A 24,596-nucleotide genomic window follows, 5' to 3' on the forward strand; every position below is an offset into this window, starting at 1 on the left:
ACAGGGCTAATACCCCGATTTTAACGACTTTTATAATTTAAGGTAAGTGTTCTCTGCCCAAATATTCATGGGACTGCATTTCCTGCAAGCGGCTCAGGCACCGTTTAAACTCAAAATTGAGCATGCCTTCGGTGTAGAGGTCTTCCAGAGCAACTTCTGCCGACATGATAAGCTTAACATGCCGCTCGTAAAACTCATCAACCATGGCAATAAAGCGGCGGGCAACGTCATCATTCCCCTGACCCATTTGCTTCACGTTAGCCAGCAATACGGTATGGTAACAACGGCTCAGTTCAATGTAATCAGACTGGCTGCGCGGGCCTTCGCACAGCACTTTAAAGTCTATCATTAATACGCTGTCGGAATCCCGCAGGGTTTGCAGGGTGCGATGGTTCACCTCAATGGTGGCATCCTGATCACCTTCAATGTGGGCGAGCTGGACAAAGTAGTTATTGAGGTTTACCAGAGCCAGCTCATCCAGCGGATAATGGTAGATCTCAGCCTGTTTGAGGGTACGCAACCGATAATCCACGCCACTATCAACATTCACCACATTACAGTGTTTGTTGATCAGCGCAATGGCCGGCAGGAACCGCGCTCGCTGTAAACCGTTGCGATATAACTCATCGGGTACGATGTTAGAGGTCGCCACCAGCACAATACCCTGGGCGAATAGGGCTTCCATCAGGGTACCCAGGATCATCGCATCGGTAATGTCAGAAACGAAAAACTCATCAAAACAAATGATCCGCGTTTCGCTGGCCAGTTTGGCAGCAATAATATCCAGCGGATCCTGTTTGCCGCCCAACAGCTTGAGCTCTTCATGCACACGGTGCATAAAGCGGTGAAAATGCACCCGCATTTTGTTTTCGAAAGGCAGGCACTGAAAGAAGGTGTCCACCAGGTAGGTTTTACCGCGGCCAACGCCACCGTAAAAATAAATGCCCTGCACCGCCGTTGCGGCCGGTTTGCCACCAAACAACGACTTTATCTTACTGGCAAAGCCACCTTGTGAAGCGGGCTGACTAAGCAAATCTTCGTACAAGCGCTGAAGTTCACGTACGGCGTTTTCCTGGGCCGGATCGTGCTTAAAGTCATCGCGAGTCAGGTCTTGCTGATATTTTTCCCAAGGCGTCATCGCCTGCTATTCTCCTGTAGAGACTGATTTGTTCACAAAAGGCCCGGTAGCAGACCATCAACATTGCACTGACAGGGATAAACACATGAGTGATGTTAACTTGCCAGCACTACTCAGTGTTTTGCCACACTGACTGGTTGGGCGTCTCAGCCCTGAATGGAGCGCTATTATGCCTTAAATTTGCACTAACACCAACGCAACACCGTATAAAGCAACGGATAGTGCGATAGATGGAACTCATATGGCCTGGAAAGTTGCCCGAAAAAGGCCTCTTACGACACATTTTGCCACAATAAGTCAGCGCAAAGTGTGTTAGCTCTTGCTATAGTCTGAGTTATGCATAGTATGCAGCATACTACGCGTCTACTGTCGAAGTTTGGCAGCGGTAAGCCCTGATAAAACCTGTCAGGACTTTCCGGTTAACAGTTACATTGGAGAAAATAATGGAAGTGGTTATCCCCTTAGCGATGCTGGCAATTGGTTTAATAATTGGTTTTTTTGTTGCCCGGTTTATGTACACCAAAGAAGGGGCAGTGAAAGCCAACGAGGCCGCGGAAAAAGCCATTAAGGAATTGCTATCACAGCAGTCTCAGCACCATATTTTTCAGGTAAAACAATCTATAGAGGCTATTGAAAAACAATGTAATGGCCTTAAACAGAGTTTATCTGAATACGAAGACCTGCTTGAAACCACGGATTCAGACGCTGCACCGGCGGTACCGTTTTTTGGCGAACACACCACTGCCTATTTACGGAACAACATTAAAGGTGCGGAGAAGAACAAACCGAACGCGAACAGCGATACCCAGCCACTGGATTTTGCTAACCACAGTTCGGGGTTATTCGTCGGCAATACTGTGCAATCTGCCGAAGAGAAAAAATAACCCGCGGAACTTTTCAGACAAACATACAGTCTGTGGTTAGGTAATTGCGATTCGCAATGATACTAGGAGTGTATGTGTCTATGAATAAGTCTTTTCGAAAGCTTGTGTTGGTATCAGCTATTGTTACCAGTACCCTGGGTATGTCTGTGTCCACGCAAGCTGCTCTTCCCTTTTTTAGTGACAGTAAAAAAGAAGTACCTACGCTGGCTCCCATGCTGGAGGAAGCGATGCCGGCGGTGGTTAGCATCGCGGTGGAAGGTACGCAAACTTCTCGCCAGCAAGTGCCTGAAATGTTCCGTTACTTCTTTGGCGGACCTTCAGAGCAAGCCCAGGAACGCCCGTTCCGCGGCTTGGGGTCTGGTGTAATCATTGATGCCGACAAAGGCTATATCGTTACTAACGCCCACGTGGTAGCTAATGCGGATGAGATCACCGTTAAGCTAACCGACGGCCGTGAGTTTACTGCTAAAAAACTGGGTGCCGACGAACAAAGTGACGTGGCGCTGTTAAAAATTGAACCTGAGGATCTTACCGCTCTGCCACTGGCAGACTCAGACAAAGCCCGGGTAGGCGATTTTGTGGTAGCCATTGGTAACCCGTTTGGTCTGTCGCAAACAGTCACCTCAGGTATTGTAAGTGCGCTGGGACGTTCCGGCCTGAACATCGGTGGTTATGAAGACTTCATTCAAACCGATGCCGCTATCAACCGTGGTAACTCGGGTGGTGCACTGGTTAACCTGCATGGTGAGCTGGTCGGTATTAACACCGCCATTTTTGGTCCCAATGGCGGCAACGTTGGTATCGGCTTTGCGATTCCGGCCAATATGATGAAGAGCCTGGTGGATCAAATAGCAGAGTTTGGTGAAGTTCGCCGTGGTTTGTTAGGTATTCTGGGTAGCAATGTCGACCAGGGCCTGGCCGAAGCCATGAATTCTGAGGTGAACAAAGGTGCTTTTGTCAGCGAGGTTCAACCTGATTCAGCGGCCGATAAAGGCGGCATTAAAGCGGGTGACATTATTATTGCAGTAAACGACAAAGAGCTTCGTAGCTTTGCCGAACTGCGCGCCAAAATCGCCAGCATGGGCGCGGGTGCTGAAGTCGAACTTACGGTTGTGCGTAAAGGCGAGAAGCTGACACTGGATGTTATTCTGGACGATGCAACGCAAAACGAAGTGGTTGCAGAGCAAATCCATCCGGCACTGCAAGGCGCAACACTGATTAACGGTGAAGATGCCGACGGTAATGCAGGGGTACTGGTTAGCGAAATTGCTGAAGGTTCACCCGCACTGCGTATTGGCCTGCGTGAAGAAGACGTAGTGCTGGCAGTTGGCCGTCAGCGAGTAACGAACGTGATGGAATTCCGTGACGCCATCGAAAACACCAAAGGTGTTATCGCTATGAATGTCCGTCGTGGTAACGCCTCACTGTACGTGGTTATTCGCCAGTAATTCACCTTTACTATTGATGAAAGGCGGCCTCAGTGCCGCCTTCAAACATCACCGTCATTCCGGCCTAAAAAATAAAGACATACAGGCATTCGAGCCGGTATCTCCTTAACTATCTGACTACCCGTGAATATCCTTTTGAATGAGCAAAGCTGTTCAGAAGATCCCCGCTCAAGAGCATGCGGGGATGACCGAGGAGGTGCATGTGTGGATGACGACTTTTATTTCTGTCATACCGGCCACCGAGCCGGTATCTCCCTAACCGCCTTACTACCCGTAAATATCCTTTTGAATGAGTAAAACTGTTCAGGAGATCCCCGCTCAAGAGCATGCGGGGATGACGGAGGAGATGCATGTGTGGATGACGACTTTTATTTCTGTCATACCGGCCACCGAGCCGGTATCTCCTTAACTACCTGGCTACTCGTAAATATCCTTTTGAATGAGCAAAGCTGTTCAGAAGATCCCCGCTCAAGAGCATGCGGGGATGACGGAGGAGATGCATGTGTGGATGACGGAGGAGATGCATGTGTGGATGACGACTTTTATTTCTGTCATACCGGCCACCGAGCCGGTATCTCCCTAACCGCCTTACTACCCGTAAATATCCTTTTGAATGAGTAAAACTGTTCAGGAGATCCCCGCTCAAGAGCATGCGGGGATGACGGAGGAGATGCATGTGTGGATGACGGAGGAGATGCATGTGTGGATGACGGAGGAGGTGCATGTGTGGATGACGGAGGAGGTGCATGTGTGGATGACGACTTTTATTTCTGTCATACCGGCCACCGAGCCGGTATCTCCCTAACCGCCTGACTACCGGTAAATATCCTTTTGAATGAGTAAAACTGTTCAGGAGATCCCGGATAATTTCTGCGAAAATTCCGGGATGACGGAGTATTGGATGATGGCAATAACGAGCGCGTCAGCGCGTTTTGGGCTTTTCCTTTGGTTCTTGTTATCGCGAGATACTGGAAATGGGCAGAACCAGTAAAAGCGTAGAGGCGTCATGGATGACGACTCCGGCCAGCGAGGGCAGGACGCCCTCTCTGGTCGATAGGTTTTACCTGCCCATTGACAGTACGCTTTTCGCGATTTAAGAACTGGCAGGTTTCCAAAGGGGAGCCACCTCCCCTTTGGGTGCAGTCGGCACCCCGACAAAATGCGGAGATTACCTATGTTGCCAATATACCCCGTCATACCGGCCCCCGAGCCGGTATCTCCTTAACCGCTTGGCTACCCATAAATATCCTTTTGAATGAGCAAAACGGTTCAGGAGGTCCCGGATATTTTCTTTGAAATATTCCGGCATAACAGAGGTAGTTTGGATTACCGGAATAACGGGTTAATCAAAACGTTAGCCCCGATTACAGAAGTTGTTTGGCAAAACTACTTATAACCTTCCTGACGAAAATGTTATGCTTGTTATTATTATTAATCTCTCTGGGTTGTGGCAGGCCCAACGTCAAGCAGAATAAGAATTAACGTGGCGAGCAGACAACTCTTTTCATATATTTTTCGTTCAGTCTTTTTAGGACTGGTAGTGGCTTTACTTATCCTGTTTCTGGTGCCGGATTTACGCCAGGGTACCGGCTTTGGCACCAGTTGGTTGGCGCAAACACCACAAAGTGCCAAGCGGGAAACCTACTATCCTGCCCTGAGTCGCTCCGCACCTGCCGTGGTTAACATCTACAGCGTCAGTATTGAGAACAACCCCAATTATTATAATCAGGCGCGGCAACGTACCAGTTTGGGCTCTGGCGTTATCATGACCGAATCCGGTTATATTCTTACCTGCCACCACGTGATTAAAGATGCCAATAGTATTTTTGTAGCGCTGCAAGATAACCGGGTCGCCGAAGCGCAAATTATCGGTTCCGACCAGCTTACCGATTTAGCCGTACTCAAAATAAATGAAAACAACCTGCATGTGATCCCCCAGTTAGAAGAGCCGGATTTACGCGTGGGTGATGTGGTAATGGCCATTGGTAACCCCTACAACCTCGGTCAAACCATTACCCAGGGCATTGTGAGCCGCGCCGGCAGAACCGGTCTTTCCAACAGTTACGTTGATTTTATTCAGACCGATGCGGTACTTAACCAGGGTAACTCTGGTGGCGCACTGGTCGACAGCAACGGCTATCTGGTAGGCATTACCAACGCTAATTTCCAGGTCCGTGATGAACGTCGTGGCACCTACATCGTCGATGGTATCAACTTCGCGGTCCCTTACGAGCTCGCTGTGCGGGTAATGGAGTCGATTATTACCAATGGTAAAGTTACCCGTGGGCAGTTAGGGTTCATCGGCGAAGAATTACGCGGCGGCCCCGGTATTGAGGTAAAAGCAGTAGCAGCCAATTCGCCCGCTGCGCAGGCTGGTTTGCGCCCGGGCGACATCATTATGTCAATTGATGGTATTCGTCTTGAGAGCGCCTCCAAAGCGCTGGATATGATAGCGGAAACCCAACCCGGCACCGTGTTGGAACTGGAAGTCAGCCGTAATGCGAGCCTGTTTACCATGCAGGTAACGGTGGCAGAGCTTCAACTTCAGTAGTGTTTTACTAAAAAACTTACGCTGTTTTTGAATTACTCATCTATTATTGAGGTAATGCATCTGCAGTTCAGGAACAATTTTAATGGTAGAAGTGATTACCAGGGTCGACTCCAGCCCAACCCTTAAATACGGGAGTTACTCCATTCACATTAGCGGTAACCTGTTGTTACTGTTTTTTCGAGGCACCTGATCGGAGAAATGTGCGGCAGATTATATTCGCGACGTATCCCGATTCCGCCACGAGCAAGGTCTTAATCACTTTGCCTCTATAGCCATTATCAGTGAATGGCAGTTGGGCACACCCGAAGCGATCAATATGGTCTCAAATGTGATCCGACGCGGCGCAGAAATGGGTATGGTGGCACAATTTCTTCTTGCGGAAGGTAACAACCACCTGTCGCTGCATATTGCCCGGCAAAATGTTGAAAAGGCATTTCCTGGTGCGATCACGGGGGCTTCTCTGGATGATTTCCTACCCGCTCTCGACAAACATGGGATTCATTTTGACGAACAGCGGGTACGAAATATTCTGGCCGCTAATGGCCGGTGTGACTAGCAGATAACGCAGGTTATTCGCTAACCCGCGATACCACTGCGCCTAAACCGCCCAGTTTGTGCTCGATGGCTTCATAGCCACGATCCAGGTGATAAATGCGGCTAATATGGGTTTCGCCCTCGGCAACTAAGCCGGCAATGATCAGACTGGCCGAAGCCCGCAGGTCGGTGGCCATCACTGGCGCGCCTTTCAACGAAGACTCACCTTGACTTACCGCACTGTTGGTCTCCAGCGCGATTTCCGCGCCCATACGCTGTAACTCAGGCACGTGCATAAAACGGTTTTCAAAGATGGTTTCGGTAATCACCCCGGTGCCTTTCGCAACGGCATTAAGCGCCACGAACTGAGCTTGCATGTCGGTTGGGAAGCCCGGGTGAGGAGCCGTTTTTACTTTTACTGCAGTTAACGGCGTGTTGCGACGGTCCAGCTCAATCCAATCTTTACCGGTGGTAAGGACTGCCCCGGCCTGCTGCAGTTTGGATAGCACAGCATCAAGGGTTTCTGGTGCCGCGTTTAAGCATTTAACATGGCCACCGGTTACCGCAGCGGCTACCAGGTAAGTACCGGTTTCGATGCGATCCGGTAATACCGCGTAGTCGCAGCCGTTGAGAGCTTCAACACCGTGAATTCGAATTTTATCGGTACCGGCGCCGGAGATACGTGCCCCCATGCTGTTCAGACAGTTAGCCAGATCAACAATTTCCGGCTCCCGGGCGGCATTTTCGATAACGGTTTCGCCATCGGCCAGTGCCGCGGCCATCATCAGGTTTTCGGTAGCCCCCACGCTCACGATATCCATAAAGATACGCGCACCTTTCAGGCGACCATCAACACTGGCACGTACGTAGCCTTCGTCTACATTGATAACCGCACCCATTTTTTCCAGGCCTTCAAGGTGCAGGTTAACCGGTCTGGCACCAATGGCACAACCACCGGGCAAAGACACATTAGCCGTTCCCAGTCTGGCCAGCAGTGGACCGAGCACCAGGATGGATGCGCGCATAGTACGCACTAGTTCATAAGAGGCGGTATCACTGGAGAGTTCAGCAGCGTGCAACAGAACACTATTGGTGTCCTGTTGCTCTACGCCTACGCCTAAGTCTTTCAGCAGCGCCAGCGTAGTGCTGATATCTTTAAGCTGGGGGACGTTGCTGTAACGGCAGGGCTGTGCCGTTAGCAAGCTGGTCATTAACAATGGCAAGGCGGCGTTTTTAGCGCCAGAAATAACCACTTCGCCATTCAACGGCGGACTTTTTTTAATAATGAGTTTATCCACTGGTGAATCCTGCGTGGGTTATTGCGGCATATTAAACTGACGCTCACGCTGCCAGTCTTTTTCAGTAAAGGTTTTAATCGATACAGCATGCATTGAACCATCGGCAATGAATGCGTTTAAAGGAGCGTATACCGCTTGCTGGCGTTTCACCCGGCTCATTTCGGCAAAGGCATCGCTCACTGCAATTACGGTGAAGTGTGAGCCGTCACCTTTTACATAAACTTCGGCTAAGTCGAGTTTTTCTTTCAGTAAGCTTTCAATTTCTTTAGTGTCCATGACTCTCCGGCAGTATAGTTTTTACCCGACCGGCAATACGTCGTCGAGTTCGCTGATTTTTGCCAATTTAAGCATTTTTTCCGGCAGGTTGCACAAGGTTATTTTAACCCCTTGTGCATTTCCCTCGCGAATGGCGTTGAGTGTCCATGCAAGCCCGGCGCTGTCGACTCGCTGCACGTCCTGAAAGTCCAGTTCGCAATGTTTAGCAGCGCGCAGGCGCTGCTGTTCACTATTGCCCAGCGACGACCACCATTCCTGACTCAGGGTCTGCCGGTCCAGAGCGCCGTTGAGCTTGATGGTGTATTTATCGGTCACTATTAATCCGCCTCACGGGTACTGCCATCCAGTGATTTCAGCTGGATAGGCTTAGCGATGCGCTCGCGCATGATTTCGATTACTTTTTCAATACCTTCGGTACGCATTACCGGCTCATACTGCTTGATTTCGTTTTGCAGCATGCTGATACCTTCGGCAACCATGTCGTAAGCTTTCCACTCTTTATCCTTTTTACGCACTTTAAAAGCCACTTTAATGTCCGGACGTTCGCCATCACGGATAAGTGCACGTACGGTTACCGTTTTATCCCCTTCAAATTCCTGTGGTGGGGAAAACAGCACTTCCTGGTCATCGTAATAGCTCAGTGCATCAGCATAGCTGGTTACCAGATACTGACGAAACACACGAATGTATTCGATCAGTGTCTCGCGATCGGTTTTCTTCATATCGAAATATTTGCCCAGTACTTTAAACGCACTGTACTGGTAATCGATGTAGGGCATCAGTTCTTCGTCCATAATGTCGCGAAGGATTTCAGGGTTAGCGGCAATTTCCTGCTTTGAGGACTTAATACGCTCAAAGGTACGGTTACCGACCTGTTCCACCATTTTATACGGGTCCTGGCTATTGACCTCTGGCAAAGATTCCTGAGCACTTACCGGCATGATAACCATCACCAGTAATGTAAAAAATGCGGCTAATTTTGCTTTCAACTTCTTTCTCCTAACCTGACAATGCGATGCGATACTTATTTGTAAAGACCGGCTTATTGTCACTATTCTTCACTATTGCGGCTGAACAGGAACTGACCAATGAGTTCTTCCAGCACTAACGCTGAACTGGTGTCCTCGATATAGTCACCTTCAGCCAGATTCTCAACCCCATCGATGGTAAATCCGGGTTCAAAACCAATATATTGTTCGCCGAGTAAACCAGAGGTCAAAATTGACGCCGAACTGGTTTCCGGAAACTCGTTGTATTCGCTCTGGATAGTTAACTCAACTACCGGGCTGTAGTCGTCTTTATCCAGCTTGATTGCATTAACGCGACCAATGGTGACGCCGCCCACTTTTACCGGTGAACGAACTTTCAGGCCACCAATGTTTTCAAACTTGGCATACAGGGTGTAGGTATCACCGTCGGTTACCACCGTCTGATTAGCTACCTTTAACGCCAGCAGTAACAAGGCTGCGATAGTCATTAAGACAAACACACCTACCATTAATTCCGTTTTATAACGATTCATCGTACCCAGCCCCCTTATTCAATACCAAACATCAGGGCGGTGAGCACGAAGTCCAACCCTAATACTGCCAATGACGAAAACACCACGGTTTGTGTGGTTGCCTGACTGATACCTTCTGAGGTTGGTATCGAATCATATCCTTTAAATATGGCAATCCAGGTCACAACCAGGGCAAATACGAGGCTTTTTATCACCCCATTTATGACATCTTTGTCCCAATCGACGGTTGCCTGCATAATTGACCAGTAACTGCCGGCATCAACGCCCAGCCAGTCAACGCCAACCAAGTGGCCGCCAAGTATGCCTACTGCAGAGAAAATGAGTGCCAGCATAGGCATGGCTATCATACCGGCCCAAAAGCGTGGCGCGACCACACGGCGCAGCGGATCCACCGCCATCATTTCCAGACTGCTTAATTGTTCAGTGGCTTTCATTAAGCCAATTTCGGCGGTAAGCGCAGAACCTGCGCGGCCTGCAAATAACAGGGCGGTTACCACCGGCCCTAACTCACGCAGCAGCGACAGCGCTACCATGGGACCCAGGCTGCCTTCTGCACCGTAGTCGGTAAGAATGGTGTAGCCCTGTAATGCCATAACCATGCCGATAAACAGGCCTGACACAATAATAATCGCCAGTGACTGTACACCCACCACATAAAGCTGGCGGATGGTTAGCGGGATATTTTTCAGGCTGGGCGCAGCAAACAGCGCGCCGAACAGCATCAAGCCAGCCCGGCCGGAGGCAGCTACCCGTTCCAGAGTGTGGCGACCGGTTTGTTGTATCCAGTTCAATCGCTTTCTCCCAAAAATGCTGCGCGTAAATCATCCGCCGGATAGTGAAACGGTACCGGACCATCTGCCTTGCCCTGCAGAAATTGTTGTACCAACTCTGAATCACTACCTTTGATTTGCTCGGCGGTGCCCTCCCCGATAACCCGCTGGTCGGCGAGAATATAGATATAATCGGCGATAGTCAGTACCTCGGTAACATCGTGGGTTACCACAATACTGGTGAGGTTAAGGGCATCGTTAAGCTCGCGGATCAGCTTTACCAGCACGCCCATGGAAATCGGGTCCTGGCCGGCAAATGGCTCATCGTACATAATTAAATCCGGATCCAAAGCAATTGCTCTGGCCAGCGCTGCCCGTCGGGCCATACCGCCGGATAGTTCACTGGGCATCATTTGCGCTGCCCCTCGTAACCCTACAGCCTGCAGCTTAAGCGCAACGATAGTGGCGATGATAGATTCTGATAATTTTGTGTGCTCGCGCAGCGGAAAAGCGACATTATCAAACACGGTCATGTCGGTGAACAATGCGCCACTCTGGAACAGCATGCTCATGCGACGACGATTATGATAAAGCGCTTTGCGACTCATTGCCGGGATGGACTCACCGTCAAAGGTAATATCGCCACCGTCAGGAATGAGTTGTCCGCCTATCAGCTTAAGCAACGTGGTTTTACCTATTCCACTCGGGCCCATCACGGCAGTGATTTTGCCTTTGGGCACACGCAGTGAGATGCCGTCATAAATAACGCGCTCCCCACGGGAAAAGGTCATATTTTTTACGTCGACTAAATAGTCCATGTTACTTTGCATTTCCTGTGCAGGCCTTAGCCCTGAAGCCTGGTTACACTACCCGACTTCGGTTTATCTTTTCCGCGTTCATTGTATGTCGGTTCGCTTATTCTGCCTAAACCGAAAAAGTTACAATTTGTATCACGAAGCCACTGCAGGATATAGCCCACCAGCGAAGTATATTAGATTTTCATTATCCGCTTATTCGCACGGAATTTCCGTTTTATTTAACGAATAACTTTGTTCTATGCTGTAGAATCGATACTGAATATTCGCTGAAGCTGCTACCGATTACTGTGCAAAGGATTCTACCATAGTATAAGCCGATCATATACATTCATGTAGGTATATTTAATAACCAGTTATGCCCAGCGCTTAATTCGGCGTTTTATCAGTTACTTGCCAACTACTATTAACTATAATTACGGCTAACTCTGTGACACTCTACACAAGCATACGTTCCATGACGATGCGACTTCCGCATAAAAAATCTCCCTCTTTTGCCATTAAAACGCCCCGCAAGCTTATAAAGTTCACCTGGTAGATATCGCCCCGCCTTTAATAAGACCGTGTTTACGCGTTTTTCTGTCAGGCTAAACATAGGAATAAGCGCATTTTTTTGCGAGAATACAACTTTCGATGGAAGCAGGTTTTGTTGTGATACTTCAGGTAGCTATTTTTCTGGCCGGACTCGCGGTACTAAGCTGGAGTGCCGACAAATTTGTTTACGGCGCTTCTGCCCTGGCCAGGAACATCGGCATCTCTCCCATGATGATTGGTCTGACGATTGTGGCCATGGGTTCGTCGGCACCGGAGATTGTGGTTTCAGCGGTGGCGTCGATCAACGGTAATCCAAACACCGCAGTCGGTAATGCGCTGGGTTCCAATATTACCAATATTGGCCTGGTACTTGGTATTACAGCCCTAATCAAGCCCTTGCTGGTATCGTCGACAACCCTTAAACGGGAGTTCCCATTATTGCTGCTAATCAACCTGATTGCTGTTTACTTCCTGTATGACGGTGAATTGTCTTCGTTGGAAGGCATCATTCTTATTCTGCTGTTTATCTTTGTGTTAGCCGGGATGGCCTGGATTTCTCTGCTGGTCGACAAAGGCGATCCGCTGATGAATGAAACCAGCGATGAAATTCCCAACGCAGTGGAAACCTCACATGCCGTGCTCTGGATAGGTCTGGGGTTAGTGCTGTTGCCGGTGAGCGCTCAGTTTATGGTAGACTCCGCCGTGCATATTGCACGGTACTTTGGCATGAGCGATTTGGTGATCGGATTAACCATTATTGCCCTGGGCACCAGTTTACCAGAACTAGCGGCCAGTGTAGCCGGTGTGTTGAAAGGCGAAGACGACCTCGCCCTGGGTAATGTCATCGGCTCGAACATCTTTAATTTGCTGGCGGTACTCGGCATGCCTGGGCTAATTGCACCAGGTATCCTTGATGAAAACGCCGCACATCGGGACGCGCTGGTGATGCTGGGACTGACCCTGCTATTATTAGTGTTTAGTTTTAATTTCCGTGGGACACGACGAATCAACCGTGTCGAGGCGGCCCTGCTAGCAGGCTGCTACCTGGGTTATCAGTATTGGTTATTTGCCTAATGACATCACAACAACAATCTTCCTTTATTGAATCGGCCAGGCGCGTTGTCGCAATCGAACAAGCCGCCATTGCCGCGCTGGGCGAACGCTTTGATGAGCGTTTTGTGAAAGCCTGCGAGCTACTTAAAAACTGTCAGGGTAAGGTGGTAGTAAGTGGCATGGGTAAATCAGGTCATGTGGGTAACAAAATTGCCGCCACCCTGGCCAGCACTGGTACGCCGGCATTTTTTATGCACCCGGGCGAAGCCAATCACGGCGATCTGGGCATGCTCGGTTCTAACGATGTGCTGTTAGCCATTTCCAACTCTGGCGAAACCGGTGAACTACTCAATTTGCTGCCCGTAGTAAAACGCCTGAATGTGCCGGTGATAGCCATGACCAACCGCGCAGACAGCACCCTGGGCAAACATGCCGACGTGGTACTCGACATTGGCGTAGAACAGGAAGCCTGTACGCTGGGCCTGGCGCCAACCACCAGCACCACCGTAACGCTGGTAATGGGCGATGCCCTGGCGGTGGCCCTGCTGGACGCCAATGGCTTTACCTCAGATGACTTCGCGCTCTCGCACCCTGGCGGTAGCCTGGGCCGTAAATTACTGCTTACCGTTGCAGACATTATGCTGACCGGTGATGAAATTCCACTGGTCCCCGAGCAGGCAACAGTCTCTGAAGCATTACTGGAGATATCCCGTAAAGGCCTGGGCCTAACCGGCATTACCGATACAGAGCGCAACCTGCTGGGCGTATTTACCGACGGGGATTTACGCCGCCTGCTGGATGCCCGGGTGGATATCCACGATACCCGTGTAGAAGAAGTAATGACCCGTGGCTGTAAAACGTCCCGCGGTGAAAACCTCGCCGTTGAGGCACTTAACGTAATGGAACAATACAAAATCAGCGCCCTGTTAGTGGTGGATGAAAACAACCAGCCAGTAGGTGCGTTTAACATGCACATGCTGTTAAAAGCCGGAGTACTGTAATGAGCATGGTTAAAACCCTGTATACTGAACTTCCTCATGCGTTTTATCAGCAACTGCAACAGATTAAGCTGCTGGTTTGCGATGTGGATGGTGTATTCTCAGATGGACGCATTTATCTGGGCAATCAGGGCGAAGAATTAAAAGCTTTTCATACCCGCGATGGTTATGGCGTTAAAGCGCTGGTTAATGCCGGCATTGAAGTGGCAGTTATTACCGGTCGGCGTTCAGCTATCGTTAAGGACCGTATGACATCATTAAAGGTGTCGCACATAATCCAGGGTGAAGAAAACAAGGCCGACGCGCTGGCTGAGTTAATGGCTTCACTGGGACTTAGCCGGGAACAGGTGGCCGCTATAGGTGATGATATGCCGGATACCGGTATGTATACCCACAGCGCGGTTAACATTGCGGTGAAAGATGCTCACCCACAGGTGATTGCGCAGGCAAACTGGGTAACCACCCTGCCTGGCGGCTTTGGTGCGGTAAGAGAAGTGTGTGACACCCTGCTGCAGGCCAACGATAAGTTACAAGGTATTTTAGGAGCCAGTGTATGAGTAAAGTAGGCCTGAGCATTGCCTGCCTGTTTATTCTGGCCACACTGCTTTACCTGCCCGGGTTTCTGGCAGAAGAACCGCTTATCCCCCCGGATCAGGATGTATTGGCCATTACACCCAGTTATAAAGCCCGTAACCTGACCACCACCTTATATAACGAACAGGGTCAGCGCGTGCATGAAGTATTTTCATCTACCATGGAAAACTACGAGCAGCTGGGCTTTGTGTTGTTTTTAGCGCCGCAGTACACCATTTACCAGGAGTCTGGCGAGCCACCCTGGCAGGTAGTCGCCGACGAAGGGACGTTGTATGATAACAATATGATACAACTGGAAAATAACGTAGTGATTGTGAGTAAGGACCAGGCTGACTTTGTACAGCGGGTAACCACAGACTACCTTGAGATAGATTTGGACCAACAAACCATGGTTTCCGACGCCAGGGTGGAAATTTCGGGGCCTGATTTCCTGATATTTAGTAACGGACTTCGCGCCAACCTATTGAATAAAACTTATGAGTTGAATCAACATGTGCAAACGACTTATTCCCCTGCTAACTAGCCTGTCGCTGACGCTCTCGCCGGCGGTGGTCATGGCAGCCAAGTCTGATTTCAAAAAAGACATCGAGGTGTTTTCCGAGTCACAGTTCCTCGACGGTAAGAATAAAAAGTCTATCCTGATTGATAATGTACAGGTTACCCAGGGCTCGCTCAGCATTAAGGCCGACCGGGTAGAAGTAGAAGCTGGCGGCGGCAAGGGCAAGGAAATATTTATCGCTACTGGCAAACCTGCTGTATACAGCCAGACTCTGGACGATGGCCGGGTTGTGGAAGCCCGTGCATTTGAGATCCGTTATGAAGTGGCGAATCGCACTATTTCGCTGGCCGGTGATGCCGAATTGAATCAGAATACCAGTGTCGTAAAAGGTGAAACCATCGTTTACGACATGGAAAAAGAACAACTTAAAGCCACCGGTGACGGCAGCGGCAGTGAAGATGGCCGGGTGCGTACCGTGTTTAGTCTGGAAGATATTGAAGCCGTGCGCGACGAAAGCAAGGCCAGTGATAGCACAGACGACCAACAGGATAATGACAACGAATGACCACCCTGACCGCCACCCACTTAGCTAAGTCGTATAAGTCCCGGCAGGTAGTAAGGGATGTTAGCGTTGAGGTATCTGCCGGCCAGATTGTTGGCCTGTTAGGCCCCAATGGTGCAGGTAAAACCACCACTTTTTACATGATTGTAGGCCTGGTGGCACTGGATAAGGGCGATATTCGCATCGACGAGATGGATCTGACCCGCCAGCCCATGCACGAACGTGCCCGCAACGGAATTGGTTATCTACCCCAGGAAGCCTCTATTTTCAGAAAGTTAACGGTTTTTGACAATATCATGGCAATATTGCAGACACGCAAAGACCTTTCTTCTGCCGAACAGCAAAATGAAGCCGATGCGCTACTTGATGAATTCAATATCAACCATATACGTAATAGTACAGGGATGAGTTTGTCGGGGGGAGAGCGGCGTCGGGTAGAAATTGCCAGGGCACTGGCGGCGAATCCAAAATTTATTTTGCTCGATGAACCCTTTGCGGGAGTTGACCCAATTTCGGTTAATGATATAAAGAAGATCATACAGCATCTTCGTGACCGTGGAATTGGTATCCTGATTACCGACCACAACGTCCGGGAAACCCTCGACGTATGCGAGAAAGCCTACATTGTGAGTCAGGGGGAATTAATCGCCCAGGGCACCGCCGAACAGGTTTTAAGTAATCAAAAGGTCAAGGATGTATACCTGGGTGAGCAATTCAGGCTATAGTTAGATGCATATAGACAACAAATTTTGTCCCGATCAATAATAAGCAAGGCGTTAAGAACAGAAGTAGATGAAACCATCTTTACAGCTCAAATTTAGTCAACAACTTACTATGACGCCACAATTGCAGCAGGCGATTAAACTGCTGCAACTATCTACTCTGGATTTACAACAGGAAATCCAGGAAGCGCTCGATTCAAATCCGTTATTGGAAGTTGATGACAACAGCGACAACGATACGGTTGAGAAAAGTAAACTCGATGCGGAAGCGGATGCCGCAGCAACCGCCAGCACCGAGACCAGCATGGACACCAATGAGGCCCTCGAAAAGAACGAGTTGCCCGACGAATTACCCATCGACAGCACCTGGGATGAATATTATTCGGCCTCCTCAGCGCCAGCGCCAGGCCCTGCTTCCAACGACGATGAGAATGTTTTTCAGGGTGAAACCACCGACAATATTCAGGACCACCTGCTCTGGCAAATGCGCCTCACGCCCTTCAGCGATGTAGACCGTGCCATTGCGATTGCCATTATTGATTCGATTGACGAATCAGGATATTTAACCGTAACAGTTGAAGATATCCTGCAGAGCGTCAATACTGAAGATATGGAAGAACCGGTTGAAGTGGACGAAATTGAATGCGTGCTGAAACGGATCCAAATGTTCGACCCGATTGGTTCAGGCTCACGTACCCCGCAGGAGTGTCTACTGGTCCAGTTAAAACAATTTGCTCCCGACACGCCATGGCTCAAGGAAGCAAAAACCCTGATTGAAGACTATGCCGACCTGCTGGGCAGCAAGGACTATCGCACCTTAATGCGTAAATCACGCCTGAAGGAAGACGATTTGCGTGAAGCAATGCGCTTACTGCAAACCCTTAATCCGCGTCCGGGCAGTGCATTAATTACTCAGGAGCCCGAGTACGTTATTCCCGACGTATCGGTCACCAAGAAAAAAGGCCGTTGGGTGGTTGAACTCAATCCCGACAGCCTGCCAAAACTGAGCGTAAATCAGCAGTACGCTGCCATGAGCCGTCAGGCCCGCAACAGTTCAGATTCCCAGTTTATTCGCTCGCATATGCAGGAAGCCAAGTGGTTTATCAAGAGCCTGGAGTCGCGTAACGAAACCTTGCTCAAGGTTGCTAACTGCATTGTGCAGCAGCAAATGGGCTTTTTCGAACACGGCCCGGAAATGATGAAGCCTATGGTCCTCAATGACGTAGCCGAAATGGTTGATATGCATGAATCTACCATTTCGCGGGTAACCACTCAGAAATACATGCACACCCCCCGCGGTATTTTTGAACTGAAGTATTTCTTCTCCAGCCACGTAGCCACCGAGTCGGGCGGAGAATGTTCATCTACTGCCATCCGCGCTCTGATTAAAAAACTGGTTGCCGCCGAGAAGCCCAGTAAACCACTAAGCGACAGCAAAATTGCTCAATTGTTGGCCGAACAAGGTATAAAAGTTGCCCGGCGGACAATAGCAAAATACCGGGAATCCTTGTCGATTCCACCGTCTAACCAACGCAAGAGCCTTATTTAGGCCGAAATATAAGGAAGACGAACTATGCAAATAAATCTTACAGGTCATCACATCGAGATAACCGATTCTTTGCGTAATTATGTTGATACCAAGTTTAGTAAACTGGAGCGCCACTTTGATCACATATCCAATGTGCATGTGATCCTCAACGTGGAAAAGCTTGCTCAAAAAGCCGAAGCCACGATGCATTTGAGTGGCGCGGAAGTATTTGCCTCGTCAGAAAATCAAGATATGTATGCCGCGATAGACAGTATGGTCGACAAACTGGATCGCCAGGTAATTAAGCATAAGGAAAAGCTCAAAAAGCACTAGGCCCAATTTAACCTTATGAATATTCAAGCCTTAGTTAGCCTGGATCGCACTGAATGTGCGGTCCAGTGCAACAGTAAAAAAAGAATTTTAGAAATCATCAGCGATATTGCTGCCGAAACCAACGCCGAAATTCAAAAAGAAGACGCGCTTAACGCCCTGCTCAGTCGTGAAAAAATGGGCAGCACCGGCATTGGCAATGGCATAGCGTTGCCGCATGGCAGACTGGCTAATCTTTCCAACGTAACAGCCGTGGTAGTAACCACCAACCCAGCCATTGCCTTTGACGCCATTGATGATAAACCGGTTGATATCTTTTTTGCCATTCTGGTACCAGAAAACCAGACCGAGGGGCATTTGCAGACCCTCGCCACGATTGCCGGCAAGTTAAGCCAGAAAAGCATTGTAAAAACCATCCGTAACGCCGAATCGAAGGAACAGGTTATCGCCGCACTATGCGACGAGGCTGCAAATTAGTCCGGCAGGGAGTCTGACAAAACCATGAAACTCATTATCATCAGCGGGCGCTCCGGCTCCGGCAAATCCGTTGCGCTAAGGGCGCTGGAAGATTTAGGCTACTACTGCGTTGATAACATTCCGGTAAACCTGCTCCCCACCCTCACCCATACCGTGGTCGACGAATACGATCAGGTAGCCGTGAGCATCGACGTGCGTAACCTGCCAAAGGATCCCGATGAATTAGTTGAGATTCTCGACTATCTGCCCTCGTCCTGGTCGATGACCATTGTTTACCTTGACGCCAGTGATGACATGCTGGTGAAGCGCTTTAGTGAAACCCGCCGCCTGCACCCGCTGGCCAAATTGAATAAATCCCTGGCCGATGCCATTCAGGCAGAAAAAGAATTACTCGCGCCCATTACCGAGCGGGCCGACCTGTACATTGATACCGACAGATTATCGATTCACCAGCTCGCCGAACTTATCCGCGAACGTATTCTGGGTAAAAAGAGCTCAAGGTTAGTGTTGGTATTTGAGTCATTCGGCTTTAAGCACGGCATACCCAAAGACGCGGATTACGTGTTTGATGTTCGCTTTCTACCCAACCCGCACTGGGAGCCGGACCTAAAGCACCTTACCGGTCTGGACTCCCCGGTAGAAGCCTTTCTGGGTTCACAGCCCATTGTGACCAAGTTTATCTGGCAGATTCAAAACCTGCTAGACACCTGGATGCCCCATCTGGAACGTAATAACCGCAGCTATGTGACCATTGCCATCGGCTGCACCGGAGGCCAGCACCGCTCGGTGTTTGTAGCCCAGTCACTGGCCAAAATATACAGCGATAAGCATCCGGATGTGCAAATCCGTCACCGGGAGTTAAACCGATAATGCGCGTAGAAAAAACACTTACCATCGTTAATAAGCTAGGCCTGCATGCCCGTGCAGCCACACAGTTAGTGCAACTCGCTAATCAGTTTGATGCCGAAATCACCCTTAAAAAAGGGGATAAAGAAGCCAATGCCAACAGTGTACTGGGTTTAATGCTGATGGAAAGTCATCAGGGCGAACAGGTTGATGTGATCAGCGAAGGCCCGGATGCCGAAGCCGCCATGGCAGCGGTGGAAACTTTGATTGTTGGCCGTTTTAACGAAGACGAGTAGTAGCCACAAACAACCACTGTGCAGCGGTTATCTGTGGTTTTATTGCGGATAGCAAAGACTAATCATTCAATTGCAGTTGCAATCGGCCGTTTTGATTCACATAAAATCCAAATCGAAACTCCACTCTCACATGACGATTATCTGCTGAATCTGTGTCGTAATGGCCGGGTGGTGGCGCATTGCCATCTCTAATCCATGCAGGCCAGCCTTTGAATGTTACCGACTTCCCCGGGCCGGGAGAGATTTGGTACTCTGCAACTAAAGCCTGTTTATTGTGACTTACCACAGGTCTAAAATATTCACACGCTAACTGAAATGGTTTTGCAAGCCTGATCAAATCGGAACCACCTGGGTTGCAGAGCGGTACAGCAAACATTGTATTTTGCACTTCATTCACGCCTTGCGCCTGAATTCCAATGGTATATTGACTGAAAGTGAGATCCACTGCGTCTTGTGAAGTGAGCTGGTCGTTTATCCCATTGATAGTCGATGCAGCGACAGACGAAGTGATCAGGATATTCAGTGTCATTAAGGTTGGCACGAATCGCGTTATTTTCATATCGAACTCCTTCTGTTTGACTTCATTAATTATAGCTTGTACGAATGAACAGAGCCTTTCAGCAACATTAACAGAACATTAAAAGCAGAGTCCTGGCAGGCTTCACAGTGCCCTGTGAGATAAAGAGGAAATGCGATATTTGCACTAAGACAAAATATTCGCGCCCTGCTCCGGCGCCCTCGCTTCTTCTGCCTGGCGACGGATATCATCATTTTCACTGGAGACATCGTCATGTGCCGCTGAGTCCTTCTCTGCTTCAGTTTGGGGTTCACTGACAGGGCTTTGTTTAACCGGGTCTTTTTGCTCGCTGACCTGCTCCTGGTTATTGACCATCGTTACCGGCACGCCCTGCGGGAAAATCACTTCACGGGCGTCATCCGGCATACTAATACCCCTGGCAGTGAACAGCTCCACCAGGTCGCGCATTAATACTGACGCCATTTTAATTACGCTGGTACTTTCTACGTTGATCCAGAAATACACTTTTAGGTTAACCGTTGCCGAGCCGAGCTCATCGACCAGCACTAACGGCTCAGGTTCTTTGAGTACGTTAGGGTGCTCACCAATTAGCTGTAACGCTAACCGCTGAGCCTGCTGACAGTCGGCATCGTAACCAATGCCTAAGGTAAACTGGCCACGCATTTTAGGGTTAGCGGTAAGATTTTTAATGGTCCCTTTGTATATCACGGCATTGGGGATCTGAATATGATTGCCATCGAAATCCACCAGCGTAGTGGCCCGCGTCGTGACTTTCTGAACCACCCCGGTATAACTATTAATTTGCACCACGTCATCGATACGAAACGGGCGCTGCACCGTTAATAACAAGCTGGCCATCATGTTTTCTGCGATATCCCGAAAGGCAAACCCCAGAATAAGCCCCAGTACACCGGTTCCGCTCATTATTGCCACGGCAAACTCGGAAAGGCCGGAGAGCTTTAAAAAGATATACAGTGCCAGCAGAATAAGAATCAGACTCACCGCGCGCTGGCTGACCGAACGCAATAGCGGACTGGAAGAAAGGTAACGAACAGGTCTTATCAATGCTTGTGAAACTCGTCCGGCGAGCCACAAGGTCAGCATCAATATCAACACCCCTAATGCAATAGCTGGCAGCTTTACGATAAAAGCCTGCCAGTATGCATTTAGCGAGCTAACCAGTTCACTGGTGGAGGATTCCATTAACTTATTCCCTTACGCTGTTTCCATTAATTAATAATAGCTTTTTCCCTGAATAGATCAGAAATGCCAGGGCCTCACCGTTGAATAACCTTCGGTTCAGCACTGGCACCAGGTGTATTTGGATTCAACCGGCTGTTAATTTAAACGCTTGAGGCTACGTATCCCAAACGTCGCTAACACAAATCCAATCCCACCGGTTATCGCACCGATCCATAGCGCGTGGATAGGTACAAAGATAAGTTCCAGCGAAGACGTTGAGGATGTATAGTCTGGGGTATAAAACGAATACTGCATGGCCCAATACCCCCAAAAATGAATTACCGCAATCGCTAACAGCGCTAACCAAAGAGCCAGCTTGCCTGGTACAGAGTGTTTCAGGCGGCTAGTTAGCCCCACCAGTAGCAAAGCGCCGTAAGGAACGGCTCTGAATCCGGCAGCAAATAGCAAGCTATCGACAGTTAAATACCGGGTAACCTCAGAAACCCCTTCTGCCACGCCGTAGTCGCCAACAAGTACAGCCAATACCCAGTCCACCAGTATTTCATTAATAACAACAAAGGCCGTTATTAACACTATCCAGAAACGTTTATTCATCACTCAACCCTTGTTTAGTTTTGGGTATTTATCAATCGTGAGTAAGTCGCCATCAGGGCGACTTACTCTGCCTCTGGAGCAAAAGTGGCTGCCTGGCTTGTGGCGGGTTGAATAGTGGCAGTCCCGGATTTCGCCTCAGCACAATCCCGCACATTCTTTTGCACGGTGATAGCCGCAAACATACTTAATACAAAGGCCATCCCGAAAAAGCCCTTTTCACTGAGTGCCAGTTCTGCGTTATACAGCCCCACAATTAACAAAGCAATGGCTGCCACAGTAGCAACCCCACAAGCAATAAAGTAGGCACGGGTCACTTCAATACCCGCCATTTTATCGCGGATGGTTTTTTGTAGAGACACCACAGCAAAAAGTCCCAGTAACATTACGGTCAGGTAATAGCCTTTTTCATTAAGCTGCATATAAGCGTTAAATAAGCCAATCAGATAACTGGCAACCCCAATAATAAGCGCCGCTACTGCAGCAGTCCGAAAAGCCTTGGTGGGTGCATTTGTCATCGTTTGAGTTGAGATTTCCATGTCGATATCCTCGGTTAAATGGCTTGAGTACGGCCGTTGGCATAGAGCACCACGGCATGTTGAGATAAGTTAAACTGCGCTAAGTAATTGCCAATGGTGGTAAAGGTAGCTGTGCGAACCCGCCCTTTGTGATCAGAAGTGGTTACCCCATCTGTTACCATACTGCCCAGGGCCAGTTTTAGCGGGCTGATATGCACTCGCTGAGGATTAAAGTAAGCGGCATTATTAGCTTTAATTCGCTTTTTATCCTCGGTCTGGTACATGGCCGCCTGCAGCATATCCAGGGTGAACTCCGTGCAGTTTTGCCTTTCACTATTAAAAGGATTGGCCACTACCGAATAACGGGGGTTGTGCAAAACCAGATGCTTTTGTTCACTGATTAGTGCAATGAGCCGTTCCTGCACCGCCGGGGTTGGTATTACGATACCGGCTTTAAGCGTTTGTGCGCCCCAGAAAAAATCCACCGGGTAATCAATAACAATGTCGCTGCGGCCCGGGTCGTCTGCGCGCTGATAAAGATTATGAATGGCGTAACCGTATTCTGTACTCCCGTCATCCAGGGTAATGGCAGAGTAAACCGCCACCGCCGTATGGGTAAAATGAATGCCTTTGGGCAGCTCTTTTTCCGGGCGGCCGACCCGGCCGATAATAAAGGCATGGGCTTGGTGCTCTGCCGCATACTGCTCGACCTGCTTGGCAAAGTCGATGATCTGCTCTGGTTGAAATACCGATTTCGACGGGGCCTGACTGCCGGCCTGTGCGCCGGCAGTCAGTAAAATCAATAGTGCTGCTATAATGACTCGCATAGTCTGTTCCTTGTCGGATTAACCCTGAGGGTGAACCCTGAGGGTAAACCCTTAGTGTTTTACCGTTTGTTCAACTACGACTTCTGAAGGCGGTGGATCGCGAGTGATCACGCGGGTAGTAATAGTGAGAGGTTTTGTGTTTTGCTGATGTTTGGCATGAAGGGCTTTAACCGACTGGTGGGTTGAGTCGGCGACGGCCACCACACTCATGCCAGTAACAATCACCGGTGCTGCGACTACGGCACTGGCTACCGAAGCCGTTGAAGCAGCACCTTCCACACTGGCCAGTACACTGTGTTTACTGGCCTGACCGCTGTGATCAACGGAGTCCGCCGCTATAGCCCCCTGGCTAATAACAACACTGGTAAGTAACGCAATAACTAATTTCTTCATGGTCATAATCCTTCATTGGTTGGTTCCCCTTCAAGCTAATCCTCGGTAGAAAATAAGTAAACTCAATTAAAATTTGTAGTATATTCCTACACCAAAGGTATCGGATTTTAATACTATGAGTCAGATTAAGCAGGTAACACAGCGTTTAAAGCAATTACTCAAGGAACAGGGAATGACCTATAAATCCCTGTCTGAACAGCTGCAACTAAGTGAAGCGAGTATAAAACGCTGCTTTTCCCAACAGAGTTTTACCCTGGAGCGCCTGGAGCAGGTTTGTGAGGCGTTAGGGTTAACCCTGAGCGATGTGTTTATTCAGGTTGCCCAGACTCAGCCCCGGGTCTCCCAGCTATCGAAGGGGCAGGAGCGCGAACTGCTTGAGAATCCACGCTTGCTGCTGGCCGCGGTGTGCGTGCGCGATGGCTGGCAATTTAACGAGATCATTGATTACTACGCTATCAGCGAGCCCGAAGCCGTGCGCCTGATGGTAAAACTGGATCGTCTGAAATTGATTGAGTTTCTGCCCGGTAATCGCTACCGCCTGTTGATTGCGCAGGATTTTCGCTGGATCCCGGGCGGCCCCCTGGAAAGGTTTATGGAGCAGGAAGTGATGGTAAAATTTATGGCGCCGAAAAAAAACGAACCCTGGGCTTTTCGTTTTTACCTGCGTGGGCGCTATTCGGCGAGTTCGGTGGAAATTATCCAGCGCCGGCTCAATCAGTTAACCCGGGAAGCGGCCGAACTCAATGAAGAAGATGCCCGCTTACCGATCAGTGAACGCACACATATGGGCTTGCTCATGGCCATGCGCCCCTGGGAGCCATCATTATTTGAAGCAATGCGCCGGGAGTAAT

The 24,596-nt window shown here is 49.4% G+C and carries 31 protein-coding genes; 17 read left to right on the plus strand and 14 right to left on the minus strand.

What is annotated here, in order from left to right:
* Positions 1 to 37: 37 nt before the first annotated feature.
* The gene (gene zapE, locus AC566Q_RS19690) at positions 38 to 1,138 is read right to left on the minus strand and encodes a cell division protein ZapE (protein WP_499609782.1); all 1,101 of its coding nucleotides are present in this window, start codon (positions 1,136 to 1,138) and stop codon (positions 38 to 40) included.
* A 443-nt stretch (positions 1,139 to 1,581) separates the two neighbouring features.
* Between zapE and AC566Q_RS19695 the strand changes: the two genes are divergently transcribed.
* The 5 genes from AC566Q_RS19695 (at position 1,582) to AC566Q_RS19715 (ending at position 6,577) form a co-directional block, all read left to right on the plus strand.
* A complete protein-coding gene (locus AC566Q_RS19695) occupies positions 1,582 to 2,022 on the plus strand; it encodes a ZapG family protein (RefSeq protein ID WP_123325396.1) in 441 nt (146 codons plus the stop codon).
* Between the two features lie 80 nt (positions 2,023 to 2,102).
* Positions 2,103 to 3,470, plus strand: a complete 1,368-nt coding sequence (locus AC566Q_RS19700) for a DegQ family serine endoprotease (RefSeq protein WP_499609787.1) — start codon at positions 2,103 to 2,105, stop codon at positions 3,468 to 3,470.
* A 613-nt stretch (positions 3,471 to 4,083) separates the two neighbouring features.
* Positions 4,084 to 4,275 (plus strand): hypothetical protein, encoded by a 192-nt coding sequence (locus AC566Q_RS19705; RefSeq protein ID WP_170308560.1) that lies wholly within the window; start codon positions 4,084 to 4,086, stop codon positions 4,273 to 4,275.
* A gap of 735 nt (positions 4,276 to 5,010) precedes the next feature.
* Positions 5,011 to 6,021, plus strand: coding sequence for a trypsin-like peptidase domain-containing protein (locus AC566Q_RS19710; RefSeq protein WP_499609791.1), 1,011 nt, complete (start codon positions 5,011 to 5,013; stop codon positions 6,019 to 6,021).
* Positions 6,022 to 6,337: 316 nt separating this feature from the next.
* The gene (locus AC566Q_RS19715; RefSeq protein ID WP_105936576.1) at positions 6,338 to 6,577 is read left to right on the plus strand and encodes a hypothetical protein; all 240 of its coding nucleotides are present in this window, start codon (positions 6,338 to 6,340) and stop codon (positions 6,575 to 6,577) included.
* Between the two features lie 13 nt (positions 6,578 to 6,590).
* On the opposite strand, the gene murA is transcribed toward AC566Q_RS19715, so the two are convergent.
* From murA to mlaF, 7 genes are all read right to left on the minus strand, one after another.
* Positions 6,591 to 7,853, minus strand: a complete 1,263-nt coding sequence (murA, locus tag AC566Q_RS19720) for a UDP-N-acetylglucosamine 1-carboxyvinyltransferase (RefSeq protein WP_499609796.1) — start codon at positions 7,851 to 7,853, stop codon at positions 6,591 to 6,593.
* Between the two features lie 18 nt (positions 7,854 to 7,871).
* Positions 7,872 to 8,129, minus strand: coding sequence for a BolA family protein (locus AC566Q_RS19725; protein ID WP_105936574.1), 258 nt, complete (start codon positions 8,127 to 8,129; stop codon positions 7,872 to 7,874).
* Positions 8,130 to 8,150: 21 nt separating this feature from the next.
* Complete coding sequence (locus AC566Q_RS19730; RefSeq protein ID WP_499609799.1) at positions 8,151 to 8,444, minus strand: STAS domain-containing protein; 294 nt, start codon at positions 8,442 to 8,444, stop codon at positions 8,151 to 8,153.
* A 2-nt stretch (positions 8,445 to 8,446) separates the two neighbouring features.
* On the minus strand, positions 8,447 to 9,118 hold the full coding sequence (locus tag AC566Q_RS19735; RefSeq protein WP_499609802.1) for an MlaC/ttg2D family ABC transporter substrate-binding protein: 672 nt from the start codon (positions 9,116 to 9,118) through the stop codon (positions 8,447 to 8,449).
* Between the two features lie 62 nt (positions 9,119 to 9,180).
* On the minus strand, positions 9,181 to 9,651 hold the full coding sequence (gene mlaD / locus AC566Q_RS19740) for an outer membrane lipid asymmetry maintenance protein MlaD (RefSeq protein WP_105936572.1): 471 nt from the start codon (positions 9,649 to 9,651) through the stop codon (positions 9,181 to 9,183).
* Between the two features lie 14 nt (positions 9,652 to 9,665).
* On the minus strand, positions 9,666 to 10,442 hold the full coding sequence (mlaE, locus tag AC566Q_RS19745; RefSeq protein WP_105936571.1) for a lipid asymmetry maintenance ABC transporter permease subunit MlaE: 777 nt from the start codon (positions 10,440 to 10,442) through the stop codon (positions 9,666 to 9,668).
* Positions 10,439 to 11,239 (minus strand): phospholipid ABC transporter ATP-binding protein MlaF, encoded by an 801-nt coding sequence (gene mlaF / locus AC566Q_RS19750; RefSeq protein ID WP_105936586.1) that lies wholly within the window; start codon positions 11,237 to 11,239, stop codon positions 10,439 to 10,441. Before mlaF ends, mlaE begins: the two co-directional genes overlap by 4 nt.
* Positions 11,240 to 11,887: 648 nt before the next feature.
* Here mlaF and AC566Q_RS19755 point away from each other — a divergent pair.
* The 11 genes from AC566Q_RS19755 (at position 11,888) to AC566Q_RS19805 (ending at position 19,675) form a co-directional block, all read left to right on the plus strand.
* Complete coding sequence (locus tag AC566Q_RS19755; RefSeq protein WP_499609808.1) at positions 11,888 to 12,844, plus strand: calcium/sodium antiporter; 957 nt, start codon at positions 11,888 to 11,890, stop codon at positions 12,842 to 12,844.
* Positions 12,844 to 13,824 carry a KpsF/GutQ family sugar-phosphate isomerase gene (locus tag AC566Q_RS19760; protein WP_499609811.1) on the plus strand — a complete coding sequence of 327 codons (981 nt, stop codon included), beginning with the start codon at positions 12,844 to 12,846 and terminating at the stop codon, positions 13,822 to 13,824. The genes AC566Q_RS19755 and AC566Q_RS19760 overlap by 1 nt, the downstream gene beginning before the upstream one ends.
* 5 nt (positions 13,825 to 13,829) lie before the next feature.
* A complete protein-coding gene (gene kdsC / locus AC566Q_RS19765) occupies positions 13,830 to 14,378 on the plus strand; it encodes a 3-deoxy-manno-octulosonate-8-phosphatase KdsC (protein ID WP_499617562.1) in 549 nt (182 codons plus the stop codon).
* A complete protein-coding gene (gene lptC / locus AC566Q_RS19770) occupies positions 14,375 to 14,938 on the plus strand; it encodes an LPS export ABC transporter periplasmic protein LptC (RefSeq protein ID WP_105936569.1) in 564 nt (187 codons plus the stop codon). Before kdsC ends, lptC begins: the two co-directional genes overlap by 4 nt.
* A 31-nt stretch (positions 14,939 to 14,969) precedes the next feature.
* The gene (gene lptA, locus AC566Q_RS19775; protein ID WP_240622054.1) at positions 14,970 to 15,479 is read left to right on the plus strand and encodes a lipopolysaccharide transport periplasmic protein LptA; all 510 of its coding nucleotides are present in this window, start codon (positions 14,970 to 14,972) and stop codon (positions 15,477 to 15,479) included.
* Positions 15,476 to 16,201 carry an LPS export ABC transporter ATP-binding protein gene (gene lptB, locus AC566Q_RS19780; protein WP_105936567.1) on the plus strand — a complete coding sequence of 242 codons (726 nt, stop codon included), beginning with the start codon at positions 15,476 to 15,478 and terminating at the stop codon, positions 16,199 to 16,201. The genes lptA and lptB overlap by 4 nt, the downstream gene beginning before the upstream one ends.
* A 67-nt stretch (positions 16,202 to 16,268) precedes the next feature.
* Positions 16,269 to 17,747: an RNA polymerase factor sigma-54 gene (locus AC566Q_RS19785; RefSeq protein ID WP_105936566.1), complete on the plus strand. Its 1,479-nt coding sequence runs from the start codon at positions 16,269 to 16,271 to the stop codon at positions 17,745 to 17,747.
* Positions 17,748 to 17,771: 24 nt separating this feature from the next.
* A complete protein-coding gene (gene hpf / locus AC566Q_RS19790) occupies positions 17,772 to 18,059 on the plus strand; it encodes a ribosome hibernation promoting factor (protein ID WP_105936565.1) in 288 nt (95 codons plus the stop codon).
* Between the two features lie 15 nt (positions 18,060 to 18,074).
* Entirely contained in the window at positions 18,075 to 18,533 is a 459-nt protein-coding gene (ptsN, locus tag AC566Q_RS19795; RefSeq protein ID WP_499609816.1) for a PTS IIA-like nitrogen regulatory protein PtsN, read from the plus strand.
* A gap of 24 nt (positions 18,534 to 18,557) precedes the next feature.
* Positions 18,558 to 19,403, plus strand: a complete 846-nt coding sequence (gene rapZ, locus AC566Q_RS19800; protein ID WP_499609819.1) for an RNase adapter RapZ — start codon at positions 18,558 to 18,560, stop codon at positions 19,401 to 19,403.
* Positions 19,403 to 19,675, plus strand: coding sequence for an HPr family phosphocarrier protein (locus tag AC566Q_RS19805; protein ID WP_279320121.1), 273 nt, complete (start codon positions 19,403 to 19,405; stop codon positions 19,673 to 19,675). The genes rapZ and AC566Q_RS19805 overlap by 1 nt, the downstream gene beginning before the upstream one ends.
* Positions 19,676 to 19,733: 58 nt before the next feature.
* On the opposite strand, the gene AC566Q_RS19810 is transcribed toward AC566Q_RS19805, so the two are convergent.
* The 6 genes from AC566Q_RS19810 to AC566Q_RS19835 form a co-directional block, all read right to left on the minus strand.
* The gene (locus AC566Q_RS19810) at positions 19,734 to 20,234 is read right to left on the minus strand and encodes a hypothetical protein (RefSeq protein WP_499609824.1); all 501 of its coding nucleotides are present in this window, start codon (positions 20,232 to 20,234) and stop codon (positions 19,734 to 19,736) included.
* A gap of 144 nt (positions 20,235 to 20,378) precedes the next feature.
* A complete protein-coding gene (locus tag AC566Q_RS19815; protein ID WP_499609827.1) occupies positions 20,379 to 21,416 on the minus strand; it encodes a mechanosensitive ion channel family protein in 1,038 nt (345 codons plus the stop codon).
* A 135-nt stretch (positions 21,417 to 21,551) separates the two neighbouring features.
* Entirely contained in the window at positions 21,552 to 22,010 is a 459-nt protein-coding gene (locus tag AC566Q_RS19820) for a hypothetical protein (protein ID WP_499609830.1), read from the minus strand.
* Between the two features lie 62 nt (positions 22,011 to 22,072).
* The gene (gene yiaA / locus AC566Q_RS19825) at positions 22,073 to 22,546 is read right to left on the minus strand and encodes an inner membrane protein YiaA (RefSeq protein ID WP_499609833.1); all 474 of its coding nucleotides are present in this window, start codon (positions 22,544 to 22,546) and stop codon (positions 22,073 to 22,075) included.
* Between the two features lie 14 nt (positions 22,547 to 22,560).
* Positions 22,561 to 23,352 (minus strand): DUF2145 domain-containing protein, encoded by a 792-nt coding sequence (locus AC566Q_RS19830; RefSeq protein ID WP_499609837.1) that lies wholly within the window; start codon positions 23,350 to 23,352, stop codon positions 22,561 to 22,563.
* Between the two features lie 51 nt (positions 23,353 to 23,403).
* Positions 23,404 to 23,745 carry a hypothetical protein gene (locus AC566Q_RS19835; RefSeq protein ID WP_240622053.1) on the minus strand — a complete coding sequence of 114 codons (342 nt, stop codon included), beginning with the start codon at positions 23,743 to 23,745 and terminating at the stop codon, positions 23,404 to 23,406.
* Between the two features lie 115 nt (positions 23,746 to 23,860).
* On the opposite strand from AC566Q_RS19835, the gene AC566Q_RS19840 reads away from it, so the two are divergent.
* Positions 23,861 to 24,595, plus strand: a complete 735-nt coding sequence (locus tag AC566Q_RS19840) for a helix-turn-helix domain-containing protein (protein WP_499609840.1) — start codon at positions 23,861 to 23,863, stop codon at positions 24,593 to 24,595.
* Position 24,596: the final 1 nt, after the last annotated feature.

The organism is Alteromonas sp. H02 (assembly GCF_059682525.1).

Coding starts and splice junctions, on each gene's coding strand:
- AC566Q_RS19695 (WP_123325396.1), top strand. CDS start 1,582: ATGGAAGTGGTTATCCCCTTAGCGATGCTGGCAATTGGTTTAATAATT.
- AC566Q_RS19705 (WP_170308560.1), top strand. CDS start 4,084: ATGAGTAAAACTGTTCAGGAGATCCCCGCTCAAGAGCATGCGGGGATG.
- AC566Q_RS19835 (WP_240622053.1), bottom strand. CDS start 23,745: ATGAAGAAATTAGTTATTGCGTTACTTACCAGTGTTGTTATTAGCCAG.
- AC566Q_RS19815 (WP_499609827.1), bottom strand. CDS start 21,416: ATGGAATCCTCCACCAGTGAACTGGTTAGCTCGCTAAATGCATACTGG.
- mlaF (WP_105936586.1), bottom strand. CDS start 11,239: ATGGACTATTTAGTCGACGTAAAAAATATGACCTTTTCCCGTGGGGAG.
- AC566Q_RS19715 (WP_105936576.1), top strand. CDS start 6,338: ATGGTCTCAAATGTGATCCGACGCGGCGCAGAAATGGGTATGGTGGCA.
- zapE (WP_499609782.1), bottom strand. CDS start 1,138: ATGACGCCTTGGGAAAAATATCAGCAAGACCTGACTCGCGATGACTTT.
- AC566Q_RS19785 (WP_105936566.1), top strand. CDS start 16,269: ATGAAACCATCTTTACAGCTCAAATTTAGTCAACAACTTACTATGACG.
- kdsC (WP_499617562.1), top strand. CDS start 13,830: ATGGTTAAAACCCTGTATACTGAACTTCCTCATGCGTTTTATCAGCAA.
- lptC (WP_105936569.1), top strand. CDS start 14,375: ATGAGTAAAGTAGGCCTGAGCATTGCCTGCCTGTTTATTCTGGCCACA.
- mlaD (WP_105936572.1), bottom strand. CDS start 9,651: ATGAATCGTTATAAAACGGAATTAATGGTAGGTGTGTTTGTCTTAATG.
- ptsN (WP_499609816.1), top strand. CDS start 18,075: ATGAATATTCAAGCCTTAGTTAGCCTGGATCGCACTGAATGTGCGGTC.
- AC566Q_RS19820 (WP_499609830.1), bottom strand. CDS start 22,010: ATGAATAAACGTTTCTGGATAGTGTTAATAACGGCCTTTGTTGTTATT.
- AC566Q_RS19840 (WP_499609840.1), top strand. CDS start 23,861: ATGAGTCAGATTAAGCAGGTAACACAGCGTTTAAAGCAATTACTCAAG.
- AC566Q_RS19830 (WP_499609837.1), bottom strand. CDS start 23,352: ATGCGAGTCATTATAGCAGCACTATTGATTTTACTGACTGCCGGCGCA.
- AC566Q_RS19760 (WP_499609811.1), top strand. CDS start 12,844: ATGACATCACAACAACAATCTTCCTTTATTGAATCGGCCAGGCGCGTT.
- AC566Q_RS19725 (WP_105936574.1), bottom strand. CDS start 8,129: ATGGACACTAAAGAAATTGAAAGCTTACTGAAAGAAAAACTCGACTTA.
- rapZ (WP_499609819.1), top strand. CDS start 18,558: ATGAAACTCATTATCATCAGCGGGCGCTCCGGCTCCGGCAAATCCGTT.
- lptA (WP_240622054.1), top strand. CDS start 14,970: ATGGCAGCCAAGTCTGATTTCAAAAAAGACATCGAGGTGTTTTCCGAG.
- yiaA (WP_499609833.1), bottom strand. CDS start 22,546: ATGGAAATCTCAACTCAAACGATGACAAATGCACCCACCAAGGCTTTT.
- AC566Q_RS19810 (WP_499609824.1), bottom strand. CDS start 20,234: ATGAAAATAACGCGATTCGTGCCAACCTTAATGACACTGAATATCCTG.
- lptB (WP_105936567.1), top strand. CDS start 15,476: ATGACCACCCTGACCGCCACCCACTTAGCTAAGTCGTATAAGTCCCGG.
- hpf (WP_105936565.1), top strand. CDS start 17,772: ATGCAAATAAATCTTACAGGTCATCACATCGAGATAACCGATTCTTTG.
- AC566Q_RS19700 (WP_499609787.1), top strand. CDS start 2,103: ATGAATAAGTCTTTTCGAAAGCTTGTGTTGGTATCAGCTATTGTTACC.
- AC566Q_RS19805 (WP_279320121.1), top strand. CDS start 19,403: ATGCGCGTAGAAAAAACACTTACCATCGTTAATAAGCTAGGCCTGCAT.